Below are 24,957 nucleotides of genomic sequence, written 5' to 3'. Positions count from 1 at the left end.
GTCCCCGGGTCAGCTGTCGACGTAGCGAACGATCACGCTGTGCCGCCGTCCGTCCTCCGTCTTCCACCGGACGGTGTCTCCCACCTCGCTCCAGAGCAGGGCCTCTCCCAGCGGGGTGTACGGGCTGAGCTTCTCCGCTTCCTCGCCGGGCCGCAGCGCGATCTCATACGTAGTGATACCGGGGTCGTCCGGGTCCTCCACTCCGACCAGGCAACCCGGCGTGACGAGGCTGCCGCCACCGCTGCCGGGATCGACCGCCACCTCGTCCAGAAGCCTTCGCAGAAACTCCTTACGGTCCAGCAGCGTCTTCTGCAGCTGCTCCCGGCCGGCCTGCTGCGCCCGCCAGGACGCGGAATCGACGGCGACCACCTCGGGGAGGGGCTTCTCGAGCTCGTCCCTGATCCTGTCCAGTTCGCGCTGGACCCTGCGGTAGGCGGTGACGGACAGCCGGTCCACCTTGATACGGCGGTCTCTGGCCGAGGGAACGCTGTCCGCCACGACCGCCGGTGTCACGGCGACCCGCGCTCGCGGCGCCGGAGACTTCGCCCTGGACGCTCGGGACTCCTGCTCCCGGGCGGGTCGGCGAAGCAGCTCCGTGGAGGAGCCGTGCCGAACCGCCTCGGCTGACCGCCGATCATGGTACCGCACAAGAGCGACTTGGCGATCGCCCGCGAGAACCGGAACATCCGTCTTGGCCACAGCCGCGCGGATGACCCCCTGCACCTCGTCGTGTGTGAGTCGCACAAGCGGTTCACCCGCCCTGACGACCTCTACGAGGTCGCCGCCGGCCGTTCCCGCCTTGGACAGGAATCGGGCCGCCCCCGTGGCATCCTCGTCGTCGGGGACCGTACGCCTCATGCTGAACGCGTGCTGCGCCGCGTTGACCTCGCCTCGACGCAACCAAGCGACGGTACGAAACCCTGTCGGATCAAGGGTCCACCGCGGCCTGTCCGCCACGGCTTCGCTCTCGCCCGTTGTGGCAGCGACAGGCGTCACCGGCTGCGACTGCGCCGAGCCCTTGGGCCTCTGCCGCGAAGGAACCGGCTCCCCTGTCCGCACGCGCGGAACGAGCGGTGCCTGCTCGGGCTCAGACACGGGTGCGGCTCCGGCCTGGGAAGGAAGGAGCGGCGTCTCATCGAGTACAGCTGCGGCGACACCCGCAACGACTGCCCCTCCGCTCGTCGCCTTCTCGATGCCGAGCTTGTCGAGCTCGGCCCACAAGGGTTCCAGAGCCTTCTCCGGATCGAGGAAGTAGCGGCTTCCCCTGATCCGTACGAATGTCCAGCCGACCCGTTCCAGCTCGCGCTGCCGGGCCGCGTCCGCGTCCGCGTTCTCCTCGGTGTGGTAGGCGTCCCCGTCGCACTCGACGGCAAGTCGCCGCGTACCGCCTTCGACAACGAGGTCGATGCGGTACCGCCCGGCCGGGTACTGCGGCCGTACCCGGTACCCCCTCCGCCGCAGGGCCAGGAAAACCCGCTGCTCGAAGAGGCTGTCGAAGGCCTCGTGGGGCTCATCAGCCGTGACGTCGCCGAGACCCGATCCGTCCAGCTGCTCCGCGGGGCGGGAGAACCAGTCGAGGTACCGGCGACGGAAGTCCGACTCGGCGAGTTCGGTCAGGGTGACGCTGTGGAAGAGCCAGACCTGGTCCCGGGCCCTGGATGCCGCCACGTTGATGTGCTGCTGGGACAGTGTGTTGCTGTACGAACCGATCCTCCGCGGTCCCTCAGAACCGGTCAGCGACGCCACCGCGGAGAGGAAGACGATGTCCCGCTCATCGCCCTGGAACTCCTCCGCGCTGCCGACCCGGAGGCGGCGCCGCTGCCGCTCGTCGAGCGGGACGCGATCGGCGAGCAGGTCCTCGACGAGGTACTTCTGGCCCTGCCCGAGGAGCGTGATCACACCCATTGTGCGGCCCGCGTACGCGGGATCCTCGATGCACTGGACCACCGTCTCCACCAGACGCTCGGCCTCCGGCCGGTTGACCTGCTTCTGACCGGCGCCTTCCACGTAGCCGTCGGCCACGTGGACCGAGCGCAGCGGCAAGAGCCGGTCGGCACCGTACTGCCGCAGCGGCTGGAGCTTGCCGCCGTAGCAGAGCTCGTTCGAGAAGCCGATGATCTCGGGCATGCAGCGGAAGTGCTCGCGCAGCATGAGGCGCCCGCGCCCGCCGGCCAGGCCGGAGGCAATGTCGAAGAAGCTTGCCGTAGGCGCGAACAGACTGCGCCGGAAGTCGGGGAGGCCGCTCAGCACCCTGCCCTGGATGGCGAAGAGCTCGTCGTGGTCGATTCCGACGTTGGCCGGACTGACCTGCTTGTCGTCACCCACCACGACGATCTTGGCGCCGAGCCAGGCCAAGAGCAGCGCCTCGGGCCCTGACTGGCTCGCCTCGTCGATGATGACCACGTCGAAGCGGCCGGACCGGTCCATCGGGACGGTGTCCGTGACCGCGTGTAGCGGCATGATCCACGCCGGGACGGCCTCCTGGCTCGCCTTGAGGCTCTCCCTGGCCTGCTGCCGGTACCGATGCGCGTACTTCCCGGTCCCCTTGCCCAGCCGTCTGACGTTCTGCTGGTACGAGGTGAGTGCGACCGCCTGGTCGTCGGTGAGCCGGGAGAGACAGCCGTACCACGCTTTGTCGGCCGCGAGCCGCTCCAGGCCGATGCGGATGTCGGCGTCGGCCTGGGAGAGGCGGGCCAGGGCCCGCTTCTCGGCAGCGGGGTCGGTCAGCTCGTCCATCCGGAGGGACCAGGCCGACCAGGCCCAAGCCTCCTCGTAGCAGCGCAGCCGTTCGTCCCAGGCGGGAGACTCGGCTTCCGCCTCCAGCTGGTCCGCGAGTTCGGGCAGATGGTCGGCGACCGCGGAGTAGGCCAGGTCGCAGGCATGCTTGCGGGCCAGCGCCTCCCGCAGTTCCTCCAGCTCCCCGATCGCCTCGGCGTACGCCTTCACGTCCCCTTCCTCGGCGGCTCGCCGGGCGCGATCCACTGCGGGCGGAGCGCCGCGCAGCAGGGCGGCAGCGCCGAGTGCGGAGGCGGTCTCCCCCAGCTGTCGGCGCGGTGCAGCGGCCTTGCGGCTGGCGGCGTGGGCGCGCAGCAGCGCCGCCACGGTCGTCCGGGGCTCGTCGTGCTGCCAGGCGAGGCCCGCGAAGCCGGGGGTGCCCGATGCCGCCCGCACGAGCGCCGTGCGGCGATCGGCCAGTGTCACCAGGGTCTCCAGGCTCTGGACCTGCTGCCGGAGCCGCGCCAGCCTGCGGGAGGGCGACTGCCAGGGCTCAACGGTCCCGTACTCCTCCTCGGTCTCCTGGAGATGGCGTTCCAGGCGTACGCGCTGGAGCACGGTCTCGGCGGCGCTCTGGGTCTGCACGGTCTGCCCGTCGACCTTCACGGTCTCCGGGAAGTCCCCCACAGCCTTGCGCAGCCGGGTCTTGAGGCCGAGAGGGCCACGGAGCCGTTCTCCCCCGGCCAGGCCGTCACGGAGGGTGGTGGCCAGGCCGAGCGCGTCCGCCACGGTCAGGTTCTCCAAACCGCTGACCAGGGCGTTCCCGCAGGAGTCCGCGGCCTCTCCGGCCGCTTCCAGGGCGGCGCGGGAGCGGTCGAACCGGTCCCTGACTTCGTGTTCCCTTCCATCGAGCGCTTCCCCGCGTAGTGTGACGAACCACGGCGTGTGCTCCTGCGCGCTCTCGGCCATGGCCGTAAGGAAGTCGTCCAGTGCCCGCGCAAGGCTTTCCTGCCGGTCCACGGGCAGGCCTGAGACGGTCCCGTCGAGGCCGGATGCCTGTGGCGCCTCGCGCAGGACAGCCAGATCGGCCTCCGCGGCTCGGACGGAGGCCACGGCCTCGGCAAACTCCGGTCCGGACAGGAGCGCCTGTGCCGCGGGGAGCTTCGCGGAGACGGAAGCGGCCAGGGCCCGGTGCCGTGCGGTGAACGCGAGGGAGGTCCGCCGGAGTTCGGCCAGCGTCTCGACACCCATGAGGGGTTCAGGGGCGGGAACGGTGCCTATCCAGGCATGGGCAGGACGCTCGTCGTGGAGGCGGCTCGCGATCTGCGCAAGCGTGCCCTGGTAATCGCCGATGCCCACGGGATGGCGGTAGGTCTCCCGCTCGCGGATCGCGCGAAGTTCCTTGAGGGAGCCGGCCTGGATGGAGCGGGCGGCGCGCAGCTTCTCCTCGTGGCCCTTGATACGCCGCTCGTAGTCGCGCGGGTAGAACTCGCCCTGTCGGTCGAGGATCGCCTTGACCGACTGCTCCAGTTCCTGCTGGGCCGTCAGTTCGTCCGTGCGGCTCACGCAGAGTTCCCGCACGGAGACGGGAAGTTTCTCCTTGAGGACCCTGAGGGCCCGCGAAGTGTGACTGGTGATCAGCACGCGCTGTCCGTGAGCGAGCAGATCGGTGACGAGGTTGGCGATGGTGTGCGTCTTGCCGGTGCCGGGCGGTCCCTGGACGACGACGAGGCTGCGGTCCCGCAGCCGTTCGGCGATCGTGCGCTGTTCATCGTTGGAGGGCAGAGCGAAGTAGAGCTCCTGCGGCTGGGCCCCTTCCCCGCTCCGGTCCTGGCTGTCGGGGCGACCTGAGTCATCGAGCGGGGCCGTGTCGTCCGTACCCGCGATCGCCCGCAGCAGCCGGGTCGGCTCGGCTCCGTGCTCGATGAGGCGGGCGATGCCATGGAGGGCTTCCTGCATGCTGCGGCGGGTCCGCTCGCGCAGGAGGAGAACCGGTGCGAAGTGGACGATGGGTGCGGTCCTGTGGCCGCTCCGGCCGGGGCGGGCAGGGTCGGTGACGTACTCTCCCGACTGATGGGCTGCGATCGCCCAGGTGTTGAGGGCACGGTGCAGCAGGTCGCGGCCGTCCGGTTCGGTGGCATCGCCGGACGCTTCGAGATCCTTGAGGACGAGTTCCCGCGTGTGGGCCCGGGTCTTCTGGTCGGCGTCGAGCATCGACTCGTCCAGAACGAAGGCGCCCTGCTCGGGATCCGGGCCGACGGTGATGGTGCCGGTGTCCGGGTCGAGGGCGATGACCGCCCGGCAGGTGACGAGGTGACGCCGGACGGGTTCGTCGCCCGACTGCCAGGTCAGATGACCAAGACCGAGAAGGAGTTCGAAACTCTCGCCGAGGTCGCTGACGTCCTCGTGGACACGGTAGAGGCGGTCGTAGGCCCGTACCACCGGCTTCATGACACGGTCGTTCCGGGCCCAGCCGATCCAGAGCGGCTCCCAGTCCTCGTACTGGGCCAGCACCTCGTCCTTCCGGTGGTAGGCGTCGAGGGTGGTCGTGACGAGGCGCGTAAGAGTGCTGCCGTCGGGGGTCACTTCGGAGACGGAGACCTCCGCGGTGTCACGGGGCCGCGGGGCCGCGTCACGCTCCGACTCGCGTATGTGGGCCGCTTCCAGCCAGGTGGCGAGTGGCTGGGGCGGAGCGGGCGGTTGGGCGGCCAGCGGGCGGTCCGCGCTCAGCCACAGGGGCCGGTCGCCACCGACCGGCCCCCGGAGGAAGTCCTGGAACTGCGGCGGGAGCTCGCCGAACCAGAGGGCGTGCCTCGCCCCGTCGTCGTGGCGTACGGGCTTCGTCCGGCTTCCGCCTACCTCGGCGAGGTAACGGAAGATCTGCCGGACGCGCGCGGCGTCCTCGGGCACAACGGCGGGGTCTGACACGGTTACCTCGCTGACGAACGACCAACCTGAAGATCTTGCGGAGATCCTAAGTGCCAGCCGTGACAGCAGGGTTCCGGTTTCCTGATCCCGCCGTTCACTCGAGAAGGTACGCCCCGAACCCCTGGGGTCAGGACTCCCGCGACCCCGCGTACATCTCCTCGATGAGGTCCTTGTACTCGCGCTCGACGACCGGGCGCTTCAGCTTCAGGGACGGGGTGAGCTCGCCGTGCTCGATGTCGAGGTCGCGCGGCAGCAGGCGGAACTTCTTGATCGTCTGCCAGCGCTGGAGGCCCTCGTTGAGGCGGTCGACGTAGCCCTGGATGAGCTTGACGGTCTCCGGGGCGGCGACGACCTCCGCGTACGACTTGCCGCCGAGGCCGTGCTCGGCGGCCCAGCCGAGGAGGGCGGGCTCGTCGAGGGCGATGAGGGCGGTGCAGAAGTTCCGGTCGGCGCCGTGGACGAGGATGTTCGAGACGAAGGGGCAGACGGCCTTGAACTGGCCCTCGACCTCGGCCGGCGCGATGTACTTGCCGCCGGACGTCTTGATCAGGTCCTTCTTCCGGTCGGTGATCCGGAGGTAGCCGTCGGCGGACAGCTCGCCGATGTCGCCGGTGTGGAACCAGCCGTCGGACTCCAGGACCTCGGAGGTCTTCTCCGGCAGGCCGTGGTAGCCCTCCATGATGCCGGGGCCGCGCAGCAGGATCTCGCCGTCGTCGGCGATCCGGACCTCGGTGCCGGGGAGCGGCTTGCCGACGGTGCCGGTGCGGTAGGCCTCGCCCGGGTTCACGAAGGAGGCGGCGGAGGACTCGGTGAGGCCGTAGCCCTCCAGGATGTGGATGCCGGCGCCGGCGAAGAAGTAGCCGATCTCGGGGGCGAGGGCGGCGGAGCCCGAGATGCAGGCGCGCAGGTTGCCGCCGAAGGCCTCGCGGATCTTGCCGTAGACCAGGGCGTCGGCGACCTTGTGCTTCGCCGAGAGGCCGAAGGGCGCGGAGGCGGTGCCGGTGCGGCGGAAGTTGTCCTGGGTGGCCTTGGCGTACTCGCGGGCGACCTCGGCGGCCCACTGGAAGATCTTGTACTTGGCGCCGCCGCCGGCGCGGGCCTTGGCGGCGACCCCGTTGTAGACCTTCTCGAAGATGCGGGGCACGGCCGCCATGTAGGTCGGCTGGACCACCGGAAGGTTCTCGATGATCTTGTCGACGCGGCCGTCGACGGCGGTGACGTGGCCGACCTCGATCTGGCCGGACGTGAGGACCTTGCCGAAGACGTGGGCGAGCGGCAGCCAGAGGTACTGGACGTCGTCCTGGGTGACGAGGCCGGTGGCGGCGATGGCCTTGGCCATGTACGACCAGTTGTCGTGCGGGAGGCGGACGCCCTTGGGGCGGCCGGTGGTGCCCGAGGTGTAGATGAGGGTGGCGAGCTGCGTGGAGGTGATCGCGCCGACCCGCTCCTTGACGGCCTCGGGGTGCTTCTCCAGATAGGCCTTGCCCCGCGCCTCCAGCTCGGCGAGGGAGAGGACGAACTCGCCGTCGCTCTCCACCCCCGTGGCGTCGATGACGACCACATGACGGAGGTCGGGCAGCTCGGCGCGGCGCTCGACGGCCTTGGCCAGCTGGGCGGCGTCCTCGGCGATGAGGACCTTCGACTCGGAGTCGGAGAGGATGAACGCCGACTCCTCGGCGTTCGTCTGCGGGTAGACCGTGGTGGTCGCGGCGCCCGCGCACATCACGCCGAGGTCGGCGAGGATCCACTCGACCCGGGTGGAGGAGGCGAGGGCGACGCGCTCCTCGGGCTGGACGCCGAGGTCGACGAGGCCGGCGGCGATCGCGTAGACCCGTTCGGCGGCCTGTCCCCAGCTGAGCGACTTCCAGTCGTCCGGGCCGGCGCCCGAGGCGGCGGGAACCGGGTAGCGGTAGGCCTCCGCATCCGGGGTCCGCTCGACGCGCTCAAGGAAGAGGCCCGCCACGGAGGGCGGCCGATTCTCGATCTGGGTCTGTGTGTCGCTCACGACGTCCTCCGGGCGGCGGCGGTGCCTTCTGGTGGTTCGTAACTAACTGGCGAGTAACCTTCGAGCCGGGATCAGAGTAGAGGCCGAAATGCTGCCACGTAAGGGCCCCTGGATAACGAACAGGCCCACGTGCGCTGCGCACGTGGGCCCATTCGGTGCATAAGGCAGCTACTTCTTGCCCTTGCCGGAGGACTCGTCGCTCGACAGGACGGCGATGAAGGCCTCCTGGGGCACCTCCACCGAGCCGACCATCTTCATGCGCTTCTTGCCTTCCTTCTGCTTCTCCAGCAGCTTCCGCTTACGGGAGATGTCACCGCCGTAGCACTTGGCGAGGACGTCCTTCCGGATGGCGCGGATGGTCTCGCGGGCGATGACCCGGGAGCCGATGGCGGCCTGGATCGGCACCTCGAAGGCCTGCCGCGGGATGAGCTCGCGCAGCTTGGCGACGAGCCGGACACCGTAGGCGTACGCGGCGTCCTTGTGGGTGACGGCCGAGAAGGCGTCGACCTTGTCGCCGTGCAGCAGGATGTCGACCTTGACCAGGCTGGAGGCCTGCTCGCCGGTGGGCTCGTAGTCGAGGGAGGCGTAACCGCGGGTCTTGGACTTCAGCTGGTCGAAGAAGTCGAAGACGATCTCGGCGAGGGGCAGGGTGTAGCGGATCTCGACCCGGTCCTCGGAGAGGTAGTCCATGCCGATCAGGGTGCCGCGGCGGGTCTGGCAGAGCTCCATGATCGCGCCGATGAACTCGCTCGGGGCCAGGATCGTGGCACGCACGACCGGCTCGAACACGTCGCTGATCTTGCCCTCGGGGAACTCGCTCGGGTTGGTGACGGTGTGCTCGCTGCCGTCCTCCATCACGACGCGGTAGACCACGTTCGGCGCGGTGGCGATCAGGTCGAGCCCGAACTCGCGCTCGAGCCGCTCACGGATCACGTCGAGGTGGAGCAGACCGAGGAAGCCGACGCGGAAACCGAAGCCGAGGGCGGCGGAGGTCTCCGGCTCGTAGACCAGCGCGGCGTCGTTGAGCTGCAGCTTGTCGAGGGCCTCGCGGAGGTCCGGGTACTCGGAGCCGTCCAGCGGGTAGAGGCCCGAGAAGACCATCGGCTTCGGGTCCTTGTAACCGCCGAGCGGCTCGGTGGCGCCCTGGTGCAGGGAGGTGATCGTGTCACCGACCTTGGACTGACGGACGTCCTTCACGCCGGTGATGATGTAACCGACCTCGCCGACGCCGAGACCGTCGGAAGAGGTCATCTCGGGCGACGAGACACCGATCTCGAGCAACTCGTGCGTCGCGCCGGTCGACATCATCCGGATGCGCTCGCGCTTGTTGAGCTGACCGTCGACGACTCGGACGTACGTCACGACACCGCGGTAGGAGTCGTAGACGGAGTCGAAGATCATCGCGCGGGCGGGGGCGTCGGCGACACCGACCGGGGCCGGGACGTCCCGCACGACACGGTCGAGCAGCGCCTCGACGCCCATGCCGGTCTTCGCGGAGACCTTGAGGACGTCCTCCGGCTGGCAGCCGATGAGGTTGGCCAGCTCCTCGGAGAACTTCTCCGGCTGGGCGGCCGGCAGGTCGATCTTGTTGAGGACGGGGACGATCGTGAGGTCGTTCTCCATCGCCAGGTAGAGGTTGGCGAGCGTCTGCGCCTCGATGCCCTGCGCCGCGTCGACGAGGAGGATCGTGCCCTCACAGGCGGCGAGCGACCGGGAGACCTCGTAGGTGAAGTCGACGTGCCCGGGCGTGTCGATCATGTTCAGGATGTGCGTCCTGCCCTCACCCTGCCCGTCGGTGGGCGCCCAGGGCAGCCGGACCGCCTGGGACTTGATCGTGATGCCGCGCTCCCGCTCGATGTCCATCCGGTCGAGATACTGGGCACGCATCTGCCGCTGGTCGACCACACCGGTCAGCTGGAGCATCCGGTCGGCAAGCGTGGACTTGCCGTGGTCGATGTGCGCGATGATGCAGAAGTTGCGGATCAGAGCCGGGTCGGTACGGCTCGGCTCGGGCACGTTGGTAGGAGTCGCGGGCACGCAGTGATCTCGTCTCGGGCGATGTTCAGAACGGATACGTAGAGACCATGGTCCCATGCCCGCCGCCCTGCGCCCGGTTTGGGCGGCCCCGAGGGTGGCTGATAGTGTGGACAGCTGTGTCTCGTATGCCCTCTCAGCTGCGAGGCGCATCCAGAAGGAACATCGAACCTGTAAAGGCTCTTTTCGTGGCGAACATCAAGTCCCAGATCAAGCGGAACAAGACGAACGAGAAGGCGCGCCTGCGCAACAAGGCCGTCAAGTCCTCGCTCAAGACCGCGATCCGCAAGGCCCGTGAGGCTGTCGCCGCCGGCGACCTCGAGAAGGCCACCGTTGCCACTCGCGCCGCCTCGCGTCAGCTCGACAAGGCTGTCTCGAAGGGTGTCATCCACAAGAACGCCGCCGCCAACAAGAAGTCGGCGCTGGCCACCAAGGTTGCCTCCCTCCAGGGCTGAGCTCTGATGTGATCGGCCGTACGGGACTCAGCGGGCCCTCTACCCCGCTCCCGCCCGGCCACCCGGACTCGCGCACGGACGCGTTCGCCACGCGGGCGCGAGCCCACCAGCGACAACGACGAAGGCCCCGCTGCCTCCTTCCCCAGGAGCAGCGGGGCCTTCGTCGTGGGTGGATCCGAACGGGTTGACCTTGGTGGAGCCGAACGGGCCGCCCGTCTCGGGGCCGGTAGTGGGCGGCGCGAAGCTGCCGCGCGAGGCGGCGCCTCCCGATGCCTGACGGCACATCCGGACGGGCCCGACCCTCTCGGGGCGGCTGGTAGCGGGGGCGGCGCGAAGCTGCCGCCTTGCTGCAGGGGTCCGGGGGCGGAACCCCCGGAGAAACAGACCTCAACCCCCACCAGCCCCCGGCAGGGTTTCGGGAAGGGGCGGGGTGGGGGATCCCCCGGACGGCACCACCCGCCCCCGCACCGCCGACGAACCCCCGCGCCGCACGGCCCCCGCACCGCCGACGAACCACCCGCGCCGCACGGCCCCCCGCACGGCCCCAGGGCATCAGCCCCGCCGCATCCTCGCCGCCCGCGCCACCGCGACCACCGCCTTCTCCAGGGCGTACTCCGGGTCGTCGCCCCCGCCCTTCACCCCCGCGTCCGCCTCCGCGATCGCCCGCAGCGCCAGCGACACCCCGTCGGGCGTCCAGCCGCGCATCTGCTGCCGCACGCGGTCGATCTTCCAGGGCGGCATGCCCAGCTCCCGCGCCAGGTCGGCGGGCCGCCCGCCCCGCGCCGAGGAGAGCTTGCCGATCGCCCGTACGCCCTGGGCCAGCGCGCTGGTGATGAGCACGGGCGCGACCCCGGTCGAGAGGGACCAGCGCAGGGCCTCCAGGGCCTCGGCCGCCCGCCCCTCGACGGCGCGGTCCGCGACGTTGAAGGAGGAGGCTTCGGCGCGGCCCGTGTAGTACCGCCCGACGACGGCCTCGTCGATCGTCCCGTCCACGTCGGCGGTGAGCTGGGAGACCGCGGACGCGAGCTCCCGCAGATCACTGCCGATCGAGTCCACGAGCGCCTGGCAGGCCTCGGGCGTGGCCGACCGCCCCAGCGCCCGGAACTCCTGCCGTACGAACGTCAGCCGTTCCGCCGGCTTCGTCGTCTTCGGGCAGGCCACCTCCCGGGCCCCGGCCTTGCGCGCCGCGTCGAGCAGCCCCTTGCCCTTGGCACCGCCGGCGTGGAGCAGGACGAGCGAGATGTCCTCGACCGGATCGGCCAGGTACGCCTTGATGTCCTTGATCGAGTCGGCGGAGAGGTCCTGCGCGCTCCGCACGACCAGCACCTTGCGCTCGGCGAAGAGCGAGGGGCTGGTGAGCTCCGCAAGCGCCCCGGGCTGGAGCTGGTCGGGGGTGAGGTCGCGCACGTCCGTGTCGGCGTCGGCGGCCCGCGCGGCCGCCACCACCTCCTGGACGACTCGGTCGAGGAGCAGGTCCTCCTGCCCCACGGCGAGCGTCACGGGGCCGAGGAGGTCGTCGGGGGAAGTCTTTCTGGTGGCCATCGCGATCCAGCATCCCACGGGCCACTGACACCACCGCCCGCACAGGGGACGAGAATGGCGGGGTGAGTGAACGACACGTACTGGTACTCCCCGACCGCGACGCCGCCGAGGAGGTCGCCGGGGAGCTCCCCGACCGTTTCGGCCTGGCCGAGGAACCGCAGCTCGTACGGGACGCCCTGGCCGGCGAGGACGACGCTGAGGACGCGCAGTGGCTGGTGGTCGTGGAGGACCCGGACGCCCGCCTCGACCCGGCGGCCCTTGACGCGCTGGCCGCCGAGTACGAGGGCTGGCTGGAGGCCCCGTAGGACCGCCAGGGGCGCCCGTCAGCCCTTCTTGGGGACGATCTGGACGTCGAGGTCGATGCTGATGCTGGACCCGACCGCCGCGATCCCCCGCGCGAGCAGCGTCTGCCAGGTGAGGGTGAAGTCCTCCCGGTGCAGCTCGGTGGTGGCCCGGCAGGCGCCCCGGGTCTCGCCCTCCAGGCCGTTCCCGAGGCCCAGGTACTGGGTGTCGAGGGTCACCGTGCGGCTCACGCCGTGGAGGGTGAGCGCACCGGTGACGGCCCAGCGGCTGCCGCCCCGGTGGACGAAGCGCTCGCTGAAGAACTCCAGCGTCGGGTAGGCGCCGACGTCGAGGAAGTCGCCGGAGCGCAGATGGTCGTCGCGCATCTGCACCCCGGTGTCGATGGAGGCGGCGTCGATGACGACGTGCATCGCGGACTGCTCCATGCGCTCGGCGATCCGCACCGCGCCCGCGAAGCTGTTGAACCGTCCATGGATCCGGGCGAGCCCGATGTGGCGCGCGGTGAAGCCGATCTGCGAGTGCAGGGGGTCGATCTCCCAGTCGCCCGGTTCCGGGAGCTGCGGCTGCGGCGCGACCTGGAGCAGGACGTCGCCGAGGCCCTGGTGATGGCCCTCGGTGACGACGGCGCTGCCGTGGTAGGGCGTGTACCCCTCGGAGGTGACGGCGACCCGGTACTCGCCGGCCGGCACGGTCGCGAGGACCGTGCCGTACGGGTCGGTCTCGCCGCCCAGGACCTTGCGGCCCGCCGTGTCACTGACGACGAACTCGGCCTGGCGGACGGGTTCATGCACCGGGTCGAGCACCCGGCAGCTGAGCACGCCCGCCGAGGAGGGGACGGCGAGACCGGCGAGCGGACCGCCGCGCGCGGCCCCCGCCACGCGCTTCCCGAAGAGACGATCGAACATTCTTCACGCACCCCCGTGCGACTCGTTCACTATGCAACGAAGTCGCATTCGATCACCGTTGAGGCGTTCGAGGCAAACGGGGCGAGTGGAGGCAAGTGTTACCGAGGGTCCGAATTGGGGATTCCGCTTCGCACGGCCGGCAGCACGTCGAGCTCGATCCCGAAAAGCTCCCGGTACGCACTCCTCACCTCGTCCTCGCTGTCGAGAATCCGCTCCTCGCGCTCACCGCCCGCTCGGGTGATCAGCTTCGGGGCGCTGAGCGTGATCCGGCCGTCCTCGGTGAGCCGGGAGCAGATGAGGGACCGCGGGAAGTGCGAGTCGGGCGAGGTCTGGTGGTACCAGGCGCCCGCCGTGAAGTCGGCGAGCTCCCGCGGCCGCCGCTCCAGCCGGTACTGCGGCTTCCCGTCCCGCAGCACGTCCAGATCGCCTTCCGCGGTCTCCACGATCCGGAAGACCCCGCCCGGGTCGGTCTGGTCGTCGCGCGCGTCGAAGGCCAGCGGATAGTGGCTGTGGTCGCCGAAGCCGACGTCGGCCAGCCACCGCTCCCCCTCCGCCGTCTCCACGAGCAGCGCCATGTGGTCGTAGGGGATGCCAGGCGTCCCGTCCGGTCCGATCACCCGCGCCTGGAGCAGCGCGACCTCGTAGCCGAGCCCTCGCAGCAGCACGGCGAACGCCGTGTTGACCTCGTAGCAGAACCCGCCCCTCCGGGCGCCGACCACCTTGTCGAGGAGCGCCTTCTCGTCCAGGACGACGGGCTCGCCGAGATGGATGGAGAGGTTCTCGAAGGGCACGGTCCGCAGGTGCAGCAGATGCAGCTCGCGCAGCGCGGCGACGTCCGCGCGCCCCGGCCGCTCCGCGCCGATACGGCGCAGATAGGCGTCGATGGCGGCAGGTTCGTGTGTGGTCATACCGGCAGTCTGCCCGCTCGTTGATCCTCTTCTCCATCCGATTCCCTGCCCGAATCCCTATCCGACGGGCACCGACTCCCCTTCCCGCGTGGGAAGTTCCCGCATCCGCGGCAGCGGCGAGGGCAGCAGCCAGAGGACGGCGAGGACGGCCCCGGCGGTGGCGATCCACAGCGTGGGGCGCAGCCCGATCGCGGTGCCGAGCAGACCCCCGACCAGTGCGCCGAGCGGGCGGAAGCCGTGGTTGAGCGTCCGGTACGCGCCCATGACCCTGGCCCGTACGGCGTCGGGTATCAGCGCCATCTGGAACGATCCCGCGGCGATGTCGACGAGCATCACCCCGAGGCAGGAGAGGAACTCCGCGGCGAACAGCACACCCGCCACCAGCGGAAGCGGCCCGCCCGCCAGGGGTACCAGCAGCAGGGGCAGGGTGAATCCGAGGAACCCGGCGACGAGCGAGGCGCCGATGCCGATCCGCCGCACGACCGCCCCGCTCCACACCGCCCCGAGGAGGCCGCCCACGGCTCCGGCCGCGAGCACGAGGCCGAGCAGCCCCGCGCCGATGCCGAGTTCGGTGGTCGCGTAGAGCACGAAGAGGGTGGAGAACATGAAGTTGAAGAACTGGATCGTGCCCGAGGCCGCGAACAGCGCGCGCATCGAGCGCTCCCCCAGCACCCAGCGCAGCCCCTCGGTGAAGTGCCCCTTGGCCACGGGCGCCGGCGCGGGTTCGACCGGCTTGATCCGGGCCAGGTACCCGGCCGACACCAGATAGGTGAGGGCGTCCGCGACGAGCGCGAAGGGCGCGGTGAGGAACTGCACGAGCAGGCCCCCGATCCCGGGCCCGGCGAGCCAGGCCATCGAACGACTGCCGTTGACCAGCGAGTTCGCCTGGACGTAGCGATCGGTGGGGACGAGCGCGACGACGACCGTGACGTTGCAGACCTCGAAGAGCACGGTGAGCGCGCCGATCCCGAAGGCCACCGCGTACAGCTGACCGAGCGTCAGCGCGTCCAGCGCGTAGGCGACGGGGAGGCTCAGGACCAGCGCCGTCCGCCCGAGGTCGGCCGCGATCATGGCGCGCCTGCGACTGGCCTGCCGGTCGGCCCAGGCGCCGATCGGCAGGTTGAGCAGGAGGGCGGGCAGGAGTTCGGCGGTCTTGAGCAGGCCCATCTGCGCGGCGTCGGCACCGAGGACCAGGACGGCCGCGAGCGGGATCGCGATGAGCGAGATCTGGTCCCCGGCGAGGGAGACGGTCTGCCCGGTCCAGTAGCGACGGAAGGTCCGCTCGCGCAGCAGCGCCGGTATGCGTTCCACGAGAGCCATCTCGGTCACTCCTCTTCGCTGTCGGGGATGTCCTGGTCCAGGTAGGCGATCCGCAGGATGCTGACGAGCCGGGCGCCCTCGGGCCTGAGGGCCGGGTCGGCCCCCCGCGCCTCGTAGGGCCGGAGCAGTTCGCCGATCCGCTCTCCGAGGCCGGCCAGCTCCTCGGGGGTGAGGTGGAGCAGGGAGTCGCCGAACTGCTCGGCCTCCCGCCACTCCCTCGGCAGCCGGTGCCGGTTCTCGATGGCCCGGGTGACCCGTTCGAAGTAGCGCTCGACGACGGCGGTGCTGAGCGCGTCGGCCGCCTCGGCGACCGTCGCGTCCTCGCTGTACTCCGGCCATTCGGTGTACCGGGCGGTGGCCTGCCAGGGCTTCTCCCGCCCCCGCCCGCCGGGCGCCTCCTCCACCAGCCCGTACTTGGCGAGTATCCGCAGGTGGTAGGAGCAGCTGGCCACGGATTCGCCGGTCAGCTCGGCGGCCCGGGTGGCGGTGAACGGCCCGCTGCTGCGCAGCAGCCCCACCAGCGACATCCGCAGCGGATGGGCGTAGGCCCGCAGGGCGCGCGGGTCGGTGAGTCGGATGCTGCGGGGCTGCTCGCCCCCGGGCTGCGGTGCGCTGGTCTCCGGCATGATGAAAAGGTATCTTTAGAAAGACTCCTTTACAAGGATTTCTTTACAAGCGCTTCCTTCCGAGCATGCTCGGTGGCTTCACCCTCCTCCCGGTACGGCCACGAGCCCACGCCCCGCGCCCACCACCGCGACGGCCCCGTCCCGATCGGTCCGCAGCACCCGCGCACCGCCCGCCCGCAGCGCCTCCAGGGTCCGGGGCGCCGGGTGTCCGTACGGGTTGTCACGCCCCGCCGACACGAGCGCGAGTCTCGGCCGCACCAGAGCCATCAGACCCGGGTCCTGGTGCGCGGAACCGTGATGGGCGACCTTGAGCACATCCACCGGCCCGAGCCCCGGATGAACCCGCACCAACGCCCGCTGGGCCGGCGGTTCGAGGTCCCCGAGAAGCAACAGACTCAGCCCTCCGGCGGTACGGACAAGCAGCGTCACACTGGCGTCATTGGGCCCACCGTCGAACCCCCCAGAGTCCGAGGACACCCCGGAGCCCGCGGACACCCCGGATCCCGACCATTCCCCGGAGCCCGCGGACCCCTCGCCACCCGACCATGCCCCTGAGCCCGCGGACCCCCCGCCACCCGCCCACGGCCAGAGCACCCGCCACTCCAGGGCCCCGACCCTTCGCCGCTCGCCCGGTCCCGCCCGGATCAGCGGCACCCCGGCGGCGGCCGCCGTCCGCCGCACGAACGCCGCCTGGCCGGGCGGCTCTTCGAGTCCCGTGACCTGGATCGCGCCCACCGTCCTCCCCCGCAGCACCCCGGGAAGTCCGGCCACATGGTCCGCGTGGAAGTGCGTGAGCACCAGCAACGGCACCCGCCGCACCCCTAGTTCACGCAGACAGCGATCCACCGGTACGGGGTCGGGGCCCGCGTCCACCACGACGGCCGAGTCCCCGCCCGCCGCGAGCACCGTCGCATCCCCCTGCCCCACCTGGCACATCGCGAACACCCAGCCCGGCGGCGGCCACCCCGTGACCCATCGGGCCATCGGCACCGGCCGCACCACCACGAGCAGCAGCACCGTGGCGACGATCACGCCGACCGCACCCCGGTACGGCAGCCTGCGCGCCCCGAGGACCACCAGCGCCGTGACCAGCGCCAGCGCGAGGCCGCCCCACCACCCGCCGGGCCAGGCCAATTCGGCCCCCGGCAGCACGGCGCCCGTTCGGGCCACCCGTGCCAGCCACCCGGCCGGCCATCCCGCCACCCACGCGAGCCCCTCCGCCGCCGGCATCCAGACCGCCGCGAGGGCGAGCGCGGCGAACCCGCACACCGTCGCCGGCGCCACCGCGAGTTCGGCGAAGAGGTTCGCCGGGACGGCGACCAGACTCACCCGGGCCGCGAAGACCACCACGACCGGCGCGCACACCGCCTGCGCCGCCAGGGCCGCGCCCAGCGCCTCGGCCAGTCGGCCCGGCACCCGGCGCCGCCGCAGCGCCTCGCTCCAGCGCGGGGCGATCGTCAGCAGCGCCCCGGTCGCCAGGACCGACAGCAGGAAGCCGTAACTCCGCGTGAGCCAGGGGTCGTAGAGCACCAGGACGAGGACGACCGCGGCCAGCGCGGGGATCAGGGATCTCCGGCGTCCGGTCCCGATCGCCAGGAGGGCGACGAGCCCGCAGGCCGCGGCGCGCAGCACGCTCGGATCCGGCCGGCAGACGATCACGAAGGCCAGCGTCAGCGCTCCCCCGGCCAGCGCGGTGAACCGCAGCGACAATCCGATCCGTGGCGCGAGCCCACCCCGCTCCACCTGGTGCGCCCGCCCGGGCCGCCCGATGAGCAGAAGCAACACCACCGTGAGGTTGCTCCCGGAAACGGCCAGGAGGTGGGTGAGGTCGGTCGCCTCGAACGCCTCCCTCAGCTCGGGTCCGATCCGGGAGGTGTCCCCGACGACCAGTCCGGGCAGCAACGCCCTCGCGTCCGGATCGAGCCCCTCGGTCGCCCTCCGCAGCCCTGCGCGCAGGTCCCCCGCCGTCCGCTGCAGCACGCTCGGCGGGCCGACGATCCAGGGCGGACCGGCCCCGTCGACCTTGAGCACCGCCGCGAAGGGCTCGCCGGGGCGCAGCGGCGGCGCGAGCCGGCCACCGACCTGCAGCCGGGTGGAGGGCAGGAGCCGCAGCCATTCCTCCCGTCCCTCCCCCGACGGCACGATCAGCAGGACCGGTGTCCGGGTCCGGTGGACCGAGCCGTCCGACTGCTCGACCCGGGTCACCTCGCCGTCCAGGACGATCGAGACCGGCGCCATCGCGTCGCCCCGGACCTTGGGCCTGGTGAGCCGTGGATCGGAGGTCACCGCCACCTCCAGCCGCGCCCGGGCGTACTCCCGCGCCAGCTCCGGCACGGGCCCCCGTCGAAGGTCCGCCGCGTGCAGCCCCGCTGAGGTGGCCCCGGCCGCGGCGCAGAGCAGCACCCCGGCCCACGCGGTCGCCCGTAACCGCCACCCCGGCGTGGCAGGCGGTACGGCGTCGCCGGGACCACCGGGTCCCTCGCGCCCCCGAACCGGCCGTCGCGCCACCAGAACCAGCGCCCCCACCAGGCAGACCGTGACACCGGCCACCGTCCACCACCCGGTGATGCCCACGGCACAGGACGCCGCCGCCCAGGCCGCCAGCGCGAGGGGAACGAGCCGGAGATCGACCGGCTCCTCCCGCCGCACCGGCCCGGGCGCGCCTGCTTCTTCCCCGGCCACCTCCTCGTGCTTCATGGCCGGACCAGCGGTTCGAGGTCGGCGAACCGGCGCTCACCGATGCCGTTGACCTCGCGCAGTTCCCCGACCGACCGGAAGCCGCCGTGCTCCGTCCTGTGGTCGACGATGTGCTGGGCGAGCACGGGTCCCACACCCGGAAGGCCGTCGAGCTGCTCCGCCGTGGCCGTGTTGAGGCTGAGCGGCATCCCCGGCGCACCGCCCCCGGCACTGCCGCCCGGGCCTGTACCGCCGGCCGGGCTCCCCGGCAGACCGACCAGGACCTGCTCGCCGTCGAACAGGACACGGGCCCGGTTGACCCCGGTGAGATCCGCGCCGGGCTCCGCCCCACCCGCCGCCCGCAGGGCGTCCGCCACGCGCGAGCCGGCGGGCAGGGTCAGCACCCCGGGCCTGCGTACCTTGCCGCCGATGTCGACGACGACCCGCGCCCCGGAAGCCCCGGCCGCCTCCGGCACCGGACCTGGTCCCGCCCCCGAACCGGCCCTCGGCGCGGGCTCAGGTACGGCGGACGCGGGGGCCGCGGGGACGGCGGCGCGGACGAGTTCGGGAGCGCGCACGGACTCCGGCCGCCCGGTCCAGAAGTACCCGCCCGCGAGGCCCGCGGCCAGAAGCAGGACCACGGTCAGCGCGGCCAGCGCCCTCGGCTCCAGACCGCACCTGGTCTGCACCCACAGCGGAGTCCGGTCGCGGAGCACCGCGGCCAGCCGCGCCCGTACCCCTGGCGGGGAACCACGCTCCGGCGCCTCCGGCATCTCCCGGACCCCCGGCACCTCCCGAACGTCCGGCGCGCGCACCGGAGGCGGTGTCGCCGCCGGCACCGGTGGTGTCGACGTCGGGAACAGGGCGTCCCCCCGTCGCCGTACGGCATCCCCCGGCTCTGCGAGGGTCGCGAGGGTCCGGCCGCCGACCGGGATGCACCTCCGTGCCCGTCCGGCGGGCGAGCCGCGCCCTCCGGGGCGGCTGCGCCCGTCCGAACCGGGCACCCGACCGGGCCCGCTCGTCGGACCCCCGGCCCTGCCCGAGGTCCTGGAGGTGGTCGCTGGGATACGTGTACGAAGAGTCATGTCCGTGACGGTAGAGATCACGGCATGCCCGTGCGGAGCTCAGCCGTCTTCCGTGGACAAGCGCTCCGCTGTGGAAAACTCCCTCACCCTTGCGGGGGACGGTTGGGGATCGGCCCGCTGGGACGAAGGGGCTCAGCGCGGCGAGACCACGACCGCGAGGAGCCCGGGGCCGGTGTGGGCGCCGATGACCGCGCCCACCTCGCTGACGTGGAGTTCCTCGATTCCCGGGACGCGCTCCGCGAGCCGGTCCGCGAGCGCGTCGGCCCGCTCCGGTGCGGAGAGGTGGTGCACGGCGATGTCGACGGGGCCGGAGCCGGCCCGCTCCACGGCGATCTCCTCCAGGCGTGCGATCGCCTTCGAGGCCGTTCGCACCTTCTCCCGCAGTTCGATCCGCCCGCCGTCGAGCTCGAGGAGTGGCTTCACGGCGAGCGCGGAGCCGAGCAGCGCCTGCGCGGCACCGATGCGCCCGCCCCTGCGCAGATAGTCGAGGGTGTCGACGTAGAAGTAGGCGGAGGTGCCCTCGGCGCGCTTCTCGGCGGCCGCGACCGCCTCGTCGAGGGAGCCGCCGGCCTCGGCGACCTCCGCCGCCGCGAGGGCGCAGAAGCCCAGCGCCATGCCGACCATGCGGGTGTCCACCACCCGTACGGGCAGGGGGGCGTCCTTGGCGGCGAGCACGGCGGCGTCGTAGGTCCCGGAGACCTCGGCGGACAGATGGAGCGAGACGACACCCTTCGCGCCCGCCGCGGCGGCCTCGCGGTAGGCCTCGGCGAAGACCTCGGGGCTCGGCCGCGAGGTGGTGACGGGCCGGCGCTTCTGCAAGGCCTCGGCAAGGGCCTTCGCCGAGATCTCGGTGCCCTCCTCAAGGGCGCGGTCGCCGATGACGACGGTCAGCGGGACCGTGGTGATGGCGTGCCGCTCCCTCGTCTGGCGTGGCAGGTAGGCCGTGGAATCGGTGACGATCGCGACATGCCGGGACATGAGCGGGAGGTTACCCGCCGAGGCCGTCGCGCGGCAGCCCGGCCCCCCACCGGACGCCCGTCCGCGCCCCGCCGGGGCTTCGCCGAGGGTCGTTACGTCAGGTGGTGGTCTCCGGGCGGGCCGACTTCTCCCACGGGTAGGCGGTGCGCCGGGGGTCGGGCCCCGTGATCGCGGACGGCTCTCCGGCTGCCCGCGGACCGGCCTGACCGGCGGGCCTGGCGGGCCCTGCGGGCTGCCCCCATCCGTCGGCCGTCGCCGCGTCCGGCACCCCGGCCCCCGCCCCGGGGCCGGCCGTCCGCGCCGACCCCGGCGTGGTCCCCGACGTGGCCCCCGGCGCACTCTCCGGACCCGTCCAGTGACGCAGGGCGCCCGCCTCGACGTCGATCTGCGCGCTGAGCGTCGACAGGTCGTCCTCCGCGAACTTCAGCGCCCGGTCCCGGGCGGCGCGCCGCAGCGCGTCGGCCGAGCCCGTGATCCGCTCGGTCCGCGCGGCGAGCTCGGGCAGCTGGCCGGCCACCCACGCCCGGTCGGGCTCGCGCTCCAGGCGCTTGAGGTCCGCGTCCAGTTCGAGCCCATGGGTGCTGAGCCGGCGGAACAGGTCGAGCGACTCCTTCAGCGAGGCGTCCTCGCCGACCCCCGACTGCAGCGCCTCCTGTGTGGCGCGCATCGAGGTGCGCAGCGAGAGTCGCAGCCGGGCCAGCTCGCCGGCGACCCCGGCCTGGCCGAGGCTCTTGGCCCTCAGCGTGGTGTCCTCGACCGTGCGGCGGGCCTGGTCGAGGGTGCGGTCGACGCCGCGCTTGGCGGCCTTCGCGACCTTCACGGTGACGAACACACCGAGCGCCACGAAGGACAAGAAGAGCAGCGCCAGGATCGTGATAATCGTGGCTTCCATGTGCGGCCCCTCCGCGTCCGTCGAATCCCCACGGCTGTGGTTCCTCCACCGTAAACGGAAGTGGCAGGCCGGGGGTTCCATCGGAACCCCCAACCTGCCACTAGGGGAAACCCCTATGTGCCGCTAGCCGGCGACGATGTTGACCAGCTTCGGCGCGCGGACGATCACCTTGCGGATCTGGGCGCCGCCCAGCGCCGCGACCACGTGCGGGTCGGCCAGCGCCAGCGTCTCCAGCTCCGCGTCCGTGATCGACGGGGAGACCTCCAGGCGGGCCCTGACCTTGCCCTTGATCTGCACGACGCAGGTCACGGCCTCGTCGACGACGTACGCCGGGTCGGCGACCGGGAAGTCCTGGTGGACGACCGAGTCGGTGTGGCCCAGCTTGCGCCACAGCTCCTCGGCGATGTGCGGGGCCAGCGGGGCGACCAGCAGCACCAGCTGCTCGGCGACCGGGCGGGAGATCGCGCCACCGGACTTGGTCAGGTGGTTGTTCAGCTCGGTGATCTTGGCGATGGCGGTGTTGAAGCGCATCGCGGCCATGTCCTGCGCGACGCCGTCGATCGCCTTGTGCAGGGCGCGCAGCGTGTCCTCGTCGGGCGCGGTGTCGACGACGGTGACCTCACCGGTCGCCTCGTCGACGATGTTGCGCCACAGCCGCTGCAGCAGCCGGTACTGGCCGACCACCGCGCGCGTGTCCCAGGGGCGCGACACGTCCAGCGGGCCCATCGCCATCTCGTACAGGCGCAGGGTGTCGGCGCCGTACTCGGAGCAGATCTCGTCCGGCGTGACCGCGTTCTTCAGGGACTTGCCCATCTTGCCCAGGACGCGGCTGACCTTCTCGCCCTGGTACCAGAAGCCGCCGTCCCGCTCCTCGACCTCGGCCGCCGGCACGGCGATGCCGCGCGCGTCCCGGTAGACGAAGGCCTGGATCATGCCCTGGTTGTACAGCTTGTGGAACGGCTCGGCCGAGGAGACGTGGCCCAGGTCGAACAGCATCTTGGACCAGAAGCGCGCGTACAGCAGGTGCAGCACGGCGTGCTCGGCGCCGCCGACGTACAGGTCGACGCCGCCGGTCGGCATGCCCTCGCGGGGGCCCATCCAGTACTGCTCGACGGCGGGGTCGACCAGCTTCTCGGAGTTGTGCGGGTCCAGGTAGCGCAGCTCGTACCAGCAGGAGCCGGCCCAGTTGGGCATGGTGTTGGTCTCGCGCCGGTAGGGGCGCGGACCGCGGCCGTCGCCCAGGTCCAGGGTGACGTTGACCCAGTCCTCGTTGCGGGACAGCGGGGTCTCCGGCTGGGTGTCCGCGTCGTCGGGGTCGAAGGTGCGCGGCGAGTAGTCCTCGACCTCCGGCAGCTCCAGGGGCAGCATCGACTCGGGCAGCGAGTGGGCGACGCCGTCCTCGTCGTAGACGATCGGGAAGGGCTCGCCCCAGTACCGCTGGCGGCTGAACAGCCAGTCACGCAGCCGGAAGTTGACGGTGCCCTCGCCGATGCCGCCGTCGGCCAGCCAGGCGGTGATCTTCGCCTTGGCGTCGACGACGCCCAGGCCGTCCAGGGAGATCTCGCCGTTGGCGGAGTTGACCAGCTTGGCCTCGTACGAGGAGAAGGCGTCGTCCCAGGTCGAGGGGTCGGTGCCGCGGTCGTCCGAGGGCTCGACGACGCAGCGCATCGGCAGCTCGAAGGCGCGCGCGAAGGCGAAGTCGCGGCTGTCGTGCGCGGGGACGGCCATGATCGCGCCGGTGCCGTAGCCCATCAGGACGTAGTCGGCGATGAAGACCGGGACGGGCTGTCCGCTGACCGGGTTGGTCGCGTACGCGCCGGTGAAGACGCCGGTCTTGTCCTTGGCCTCGGCCTGGCGCTCGACGTCGGACTTGGAGGCGGCCTGCTTGCGGTAGGCGTCGACGGCCTCGGAGGGGGTGGCGTGACCGCCGGTCCACACCTCGTGGGTGCCCTCGGGCCAGGTGGCCGGGACGATCTTCTCGACCAGGTCGTGCTCGGGCGCCAGGACCATGTAGGTGGCGCCGAACAGGGTGTCCTGGCGGGTGGTGAAGACGGTGATGGCACCGGTGTCGCCGACCTGGAAGTCGACGCGGGCGCCCTCGGAGCGGCCGATCCAGTTCCGCTGCTGCAGCTTGATGGCCTCGGGCCAGTCCAGCGCGTCCAGGTCGTCGAGCAGGCGGTCCGCGTAGGCGGTGATCCGCATGTTCCACTGGCGCAGCTTGGCCTTGAAGACGGGGAAGTTGCCGCGCTCGGAGCGGCCGTCGGCGGTGACCTCCTCGTTGGCCAGGACGGTGCCCAGGCCGGGGCACCAGTTGACCGGCGCGTCGGAGGCGTACGCCAGGCGGTACTCGCCCAGGACGTCGGAGCGCTCGGCGGCGCTCAGCTCGCTCCACGCGCGCGTGCCGGGGACCTCACGCGTGCCGTTCTCGAACTGCTCGATCAGCTCGGCGATCGGCCGGGCCTTCTTGGCCTCGTCGTCGTACCAGGAGTTGAAGATCTGCAGGAAGATCCACTGGGTCCACTTGTAGTAGTCCGGGTCGATCGTGGCGAACGACCGGCGCTTGTCGTGGCCCAGGCCCAGCCGGCGCAGCTGGACCTTCATGTTCTCCATGTTGGCCTCGGTGGACACACGCGGGTGCGTGCCCGTCTGCACGGCGTACTGCTCGGCCGGCAGGCCGAAGGCGTCGAAGCCCAGGGTGTGCAGCACGTTGTGGCCGGTCATGCGCGCGTGGCGGGCGAAGACGTCCGTGGCGATGTAGCCCAGCGGGTGGCCGACGTGCAGGCCCGCACCCGAGGGGTACGGGAACATGTCCATGATGAACTTCTTGGGCAGGGCGGCGACCGCGGGGTCGCCCGCCAGGTCACCGGTGGGGTTCGGCGCCTCGTAGGTTCCCTCGGCGTCCCAGAAGTCCTGCCAGCGTGCCTCGATGTCGGCGGCCATGGCCGCCGTGTAGCGATGAGGGGCCGCCGTCTCGGCGGCCGTCGTGATCTCGGTCATGGTCCTTGATGCTCCATCGATCGTCTCTGCCCACTGCCACGAACTGCCCGAAATGAAAAATCCCCTCGCACAGGAGGGGATGCCGCGCCGACTCCGACGGAATGTCTGTCACCCGTCGGGACTGGTCAGCGCGGCTCGGTAAGCAGAAGGCGTTCGGCACGCATGGCGCCAGGGTACCGCAGGGCCCGAGCGGGCCGCATCGACGTTCCACGGAGCGGCACCGAGGAGACGCACACGAAGAAGCGGGCCACCCGATCCGGGTGACCCGCTTCTCTTCTGTGGAGCTAAGGAGAATTGAACTCCTGACCTCCTGCATGCCATGCAGGCGCTCTACCAACTGAGCTATAGCCCCGCGTGCGGGAATTATTCAGATTACCGCAGAACCGGTGCAAGCCATCCGATCCGGATGGCTCGCTTCCGTTCTGTGGAGCTAAGGAGAATTGAACTCCTGACCTCCTGCATGCCATGCAGGCGCTCTACCAACTGAGCTATAGCCCCTTGATTTGTCGTCTCGCTTCACTCTCGCTCGCGGCGACGGACAGAACAGTAACGGCCCGCCCGGCAGATCGCCAAATCGGTTTCTCCGCC

Annotated in this window: 15 protein-coding genes and 2 tRNA genes; 2 read left to right on the top strand and 15 right to left on the bottom strand. The window is 71.4% G+C overall.

Going from position 1 to position 24,957, the window contains the following annotated elements:
- Positions 1-9: 9 nt before the first annotated feature.
- The 3 genes from AC07AW_RS08710 to lepA form a co-directional block, all read right to left on the bottom strand.
- A complete protein-coding gene (locus AC07AW_RS08710; RefSeq protein ID WP_478814726.1) occupies positions 10-5,643 on the bottom strand; it encodes an AAA domain-containing protein in 5,634 nt (1,877 codons plus the stop codon).
- Between the two features lie 127 nt (positions 5,644-5,770).
- Positions 5,771-7,648 (bottom strand): AMP-dependent synthetase/ligase, encoded by a 1,878-nt coding sequence (locus AC07AW_RS08705; RefSeq protein ID WP_478814725.1) that lies wholly within the window; start codon positions 7,646-7,648, stop codon positions 5,771-5,773.
- A 168-nt stretch (positions 7,649-7,816) separates the two neighbouring features.
- A complete protein-coding gene (gene lepA / locus AC07AW_RS08700; protein ID WP_478814724.1) occupies positions 7,817-9,685 on the bottom strand; it encodes a translation elongation factor 4 in 1,869 nt (622 codons plus the stop codon).
- 185 nt (positions 9,686-9,870) lie between these two features.
- On the opposite strand from lepA, the gene rpsT reads away from it, so the two are divergent.
- The gene (gene rpsT / locus AC07AW_RS08695) at positions 9,871-10,137 is read left to right on the top strand and encodes a 30S ribosomal protein S20 (protein WP_188270270.1); all 267 of its coding nucleotides are present in this window, start codon (positions 9,871-9,873) and stop codon (positions 10,135-10,137) included.
- Positions 10,138-10,689: 552 nt separating this feature from the next.
- Here rpsT and holA read toward each other — a convergent pair.
- The gene (gene holA / locus AC07AW_RS08690; protein WP_478814723.1) at positions 10,690-11,679 is read right to left on the bottom strand and encodes a DNA polymerase III subunit delta; all 990 of its coding nucleotides are present in this window, start codon (positions 11,677-11,679) and stop codon (positions 10,690-10,692) included.
- 62 nt (positions 11,680-11,741) lie between these two features.
- Here holA and AC07AW_RS08685 point away from each other — a divergent pair, with 62 nt between their 5' ends.
- The gene (locus AC07AW_RS08685; protein WP_086828707.1) at positions 11,742-11,984 is read left to right on the top strand and encodes a hypothetical protein; all 243 of its coding nucleotides are present in this window, start codon (positions 11,742-11,744) and stop codon (positions 11,982-11,984) included.
- Positions 11,985-12,002: 18 nt separating this feature from the next.
- Here AC07AW_RS08685 and AC07AW_RS08680 read toward each other — a convergent pair whose 3' ends face one another.
- The 11 genes from AC07AW_RS08680 to AC07AW_RS08630 all read right to left on the bottom strand — a co-directional run bounded on the left by AC07AW_RS08680 (position 12,003) and on the right by AC07AW_RS08630 (position 24,867).
- The gene (locus AC07AW_RS08680; protein WP_478814722.1) at positions 12,003-12,887 is read right to left on the bottom strand and encodes a YceI family protein; all 885 of its coding nucleotides are present in this window, start codon (positions 12,885-12,887) and stop codon (positions 12,003-12,005) included.
- Between the two features lie 98 nt (positions 12,888-12,985).
- Positions 12,986-13,795 (bottom strand): arylamine N-acetyltransferase family protein, encoded by an 810-nt coding sequence (locus tag AC07AW_RS08675; RefSeq protein WP_478814721.1) that lies wholly within the window; start codon positions 13,793-13,795, stop codon positions 12,986-12,988.
- A gap of 57 nt (positions 13,796-13,852) precedes the next feature.
- Positions 13,853-15,115: an MFS transporter gene (locus tag AC07AW_RS08670; RefSeq protein ID WP_478814720.1), complete on the bottom strand. Its 1,263-nt coding sequence runs from the start codon at positions 15,113-15,115 to the stop codon at positions 13,853-13,855.
- Between the two features lie 5 nt (positions 15,116-15,120).
- Positions 15,121-15,741: a winged helix-turn-helix domain-containing protein gene (locus tag AC07AW_RS08665; protein ID WP_478814719.1), complete on the bottom strand. Its 621-nt coding sequence runs from the start codon at positions 15,739-15,741 to the stop codon at positions 15,121-15,123.
- 78 nt (positions 15,742-15,819) lie between these two features.
- Positions 15,820-18,438: a ComEC/Rec2 family competence protein gene (locus AC07AW_RS08660; protein ID WP_478814718.1), complete on the bottom strand. Its 2,619-nt coding sequence runs from the start codon at positions 18,436-18,438 to the stop codon at positions 15,820-15,822.
- Positions 18,435-19,190, bottom strand: a complete 756-nt coding sequence (locus tag AC07AW_RS08655; RefSeq protein ID WP_478814717.1) for a ComEA family DNA-binding protein — start codon at positions 19,188-19,190, stop codon at positions 18,435-18,437. Before AC07AW_RS08655 ends, AC07AW_RS08660 begins: the two co-directional genes overlap by 4 nt.
- Before the next feature lie 444 nt (positions 19,191-19,634).
- Complete coding sequence (locus tag AC07AW_RS08650) at positions 19,635-20,480, bottom strand: DegV family protein (RefSeq protein ID WP_478814716.1); 846 nt, start codon at positions 20,478-20,480, stop codon at positions 19,635-19,637.
- Between the two features lie 97 nt (positions 20,481-20,577).
- On the bottom strand, positions 20,578-21,372 hold the full coding sequence (locus AC07AW_RS08645; protein WP_478814715.1) for a hypothetical protein: 795 nt from the start codon (positions 21,370-21,372) through the stop codon (positions 20,578-20,580).
- 123 nt (positions 21,373-21,495) lie between these two features.
- On the bottom strand, positions 21,496-24,369 hold the full coding sequence (gene leuS, locus AC07AW_RS08640) for a leucine--tRNA ligase (protein ID WP_478814714.1): 2,874 nt from the start codon (positions 24,367-24,369) through the stop codon (positions 21,496-21,498).
- A 279-nt stretch (positions 24,370-24,648) separates the two neighbouring features.
- Positions 24,649-24,721, bottom strand: a tRNA-Ala gene (locus tag AC07AW_RS08635).
- Positions 24,722-24,794: 73 nt separating this feature from the next.
- Positions 24,795-24,867: transfer RNA gene (locus AC07AW_RS08630), tRNA-Ala, on the bottom strand.
- Positions 24,868-24,957 lie beyond the last annotated feature (90 nt).

It is taken from the genome of Streptomyces sp. NPDC044003, from assembly GCF_056435185.1.
Note: the sequence above shows the minus strand (reverse complement) of the source record. Positions and strands in the feature narration are given on the sequence as shown.

Bases quoted from the DNA above. Each gene is read 5' to 3' on its own strand.
- AC07AW_RS08680 (WP_478814722.1), bottom strand. From the start codon at position 12,887: ATGTTCGATCGTCTCTTCGGGAAGCGCGTGGCGGGGGCCGCGCGCGGC.
- AC07AW_RS08665 (WP_478814719.1), bottom strand. From the start codon at position 15,741: ATGCCGGAGACCAGCGCACCGCAGCCCGGGGGCGAGCAGCCCCGCAGC.
- AC07AW_RS08650 (WP_478814716.1), bottom strand. From the start codon at position 20,480: ATGTCCCGGCATGTCGCGATCGTCACCGATTCCACGGCCTACCTGCCA.
- leuS (WP_478814714.1), bottom strand. From the start codon at position 24,369: ATGACCGAGATCACGACGGCCGCCGAGACGGCGGCCCCTCATCGCTAC.
- AC07AW_RS08655 (WP_478814717.1), bottom strand. From the start codon at position 19,190: ATGCCGGAGGCGCCGGAGCGTGGTTCCCCGCCAGGGGTACGGGCGCGG.
- AC07AW_RS08675 (WP_478814721.1), bottom strand. From the start codon at position 13,795: ATGACCACACACGAACCTGCCGCCATCGACGCCTATCTGCGCCGTATC.
- AC07AW_RS08660 (WP_478814718.1), bottom strand. From the start codon at position 18,438: ATGAAGCACGAGGAGGTGGCCGGGGAAGAAGCAGGCGCGCCCGGGCCG.
- holA (WP_478814723.1), bottom strand. From the start codon at position 11,679: ATGGCCACCAGAAAGACTTCCCCCGACGACCTCCTCGGCCCCGTGACG.
- AC07AW_RS08670 (WP_478814720.1), bottom strand. From the start codon at position 15,115: ATGGCTCTCGTGGAACGCATACCGGCGCTGCTGCGCGAGCGGACCTTC.
- AC07AW_RS08645 (WP_478814715.1), bottom strand. From the start codon at position 21,372: ATGGAAGCCACGATTATCACGATCCTGGCGCTGCTCTTCTTGTCCTTC.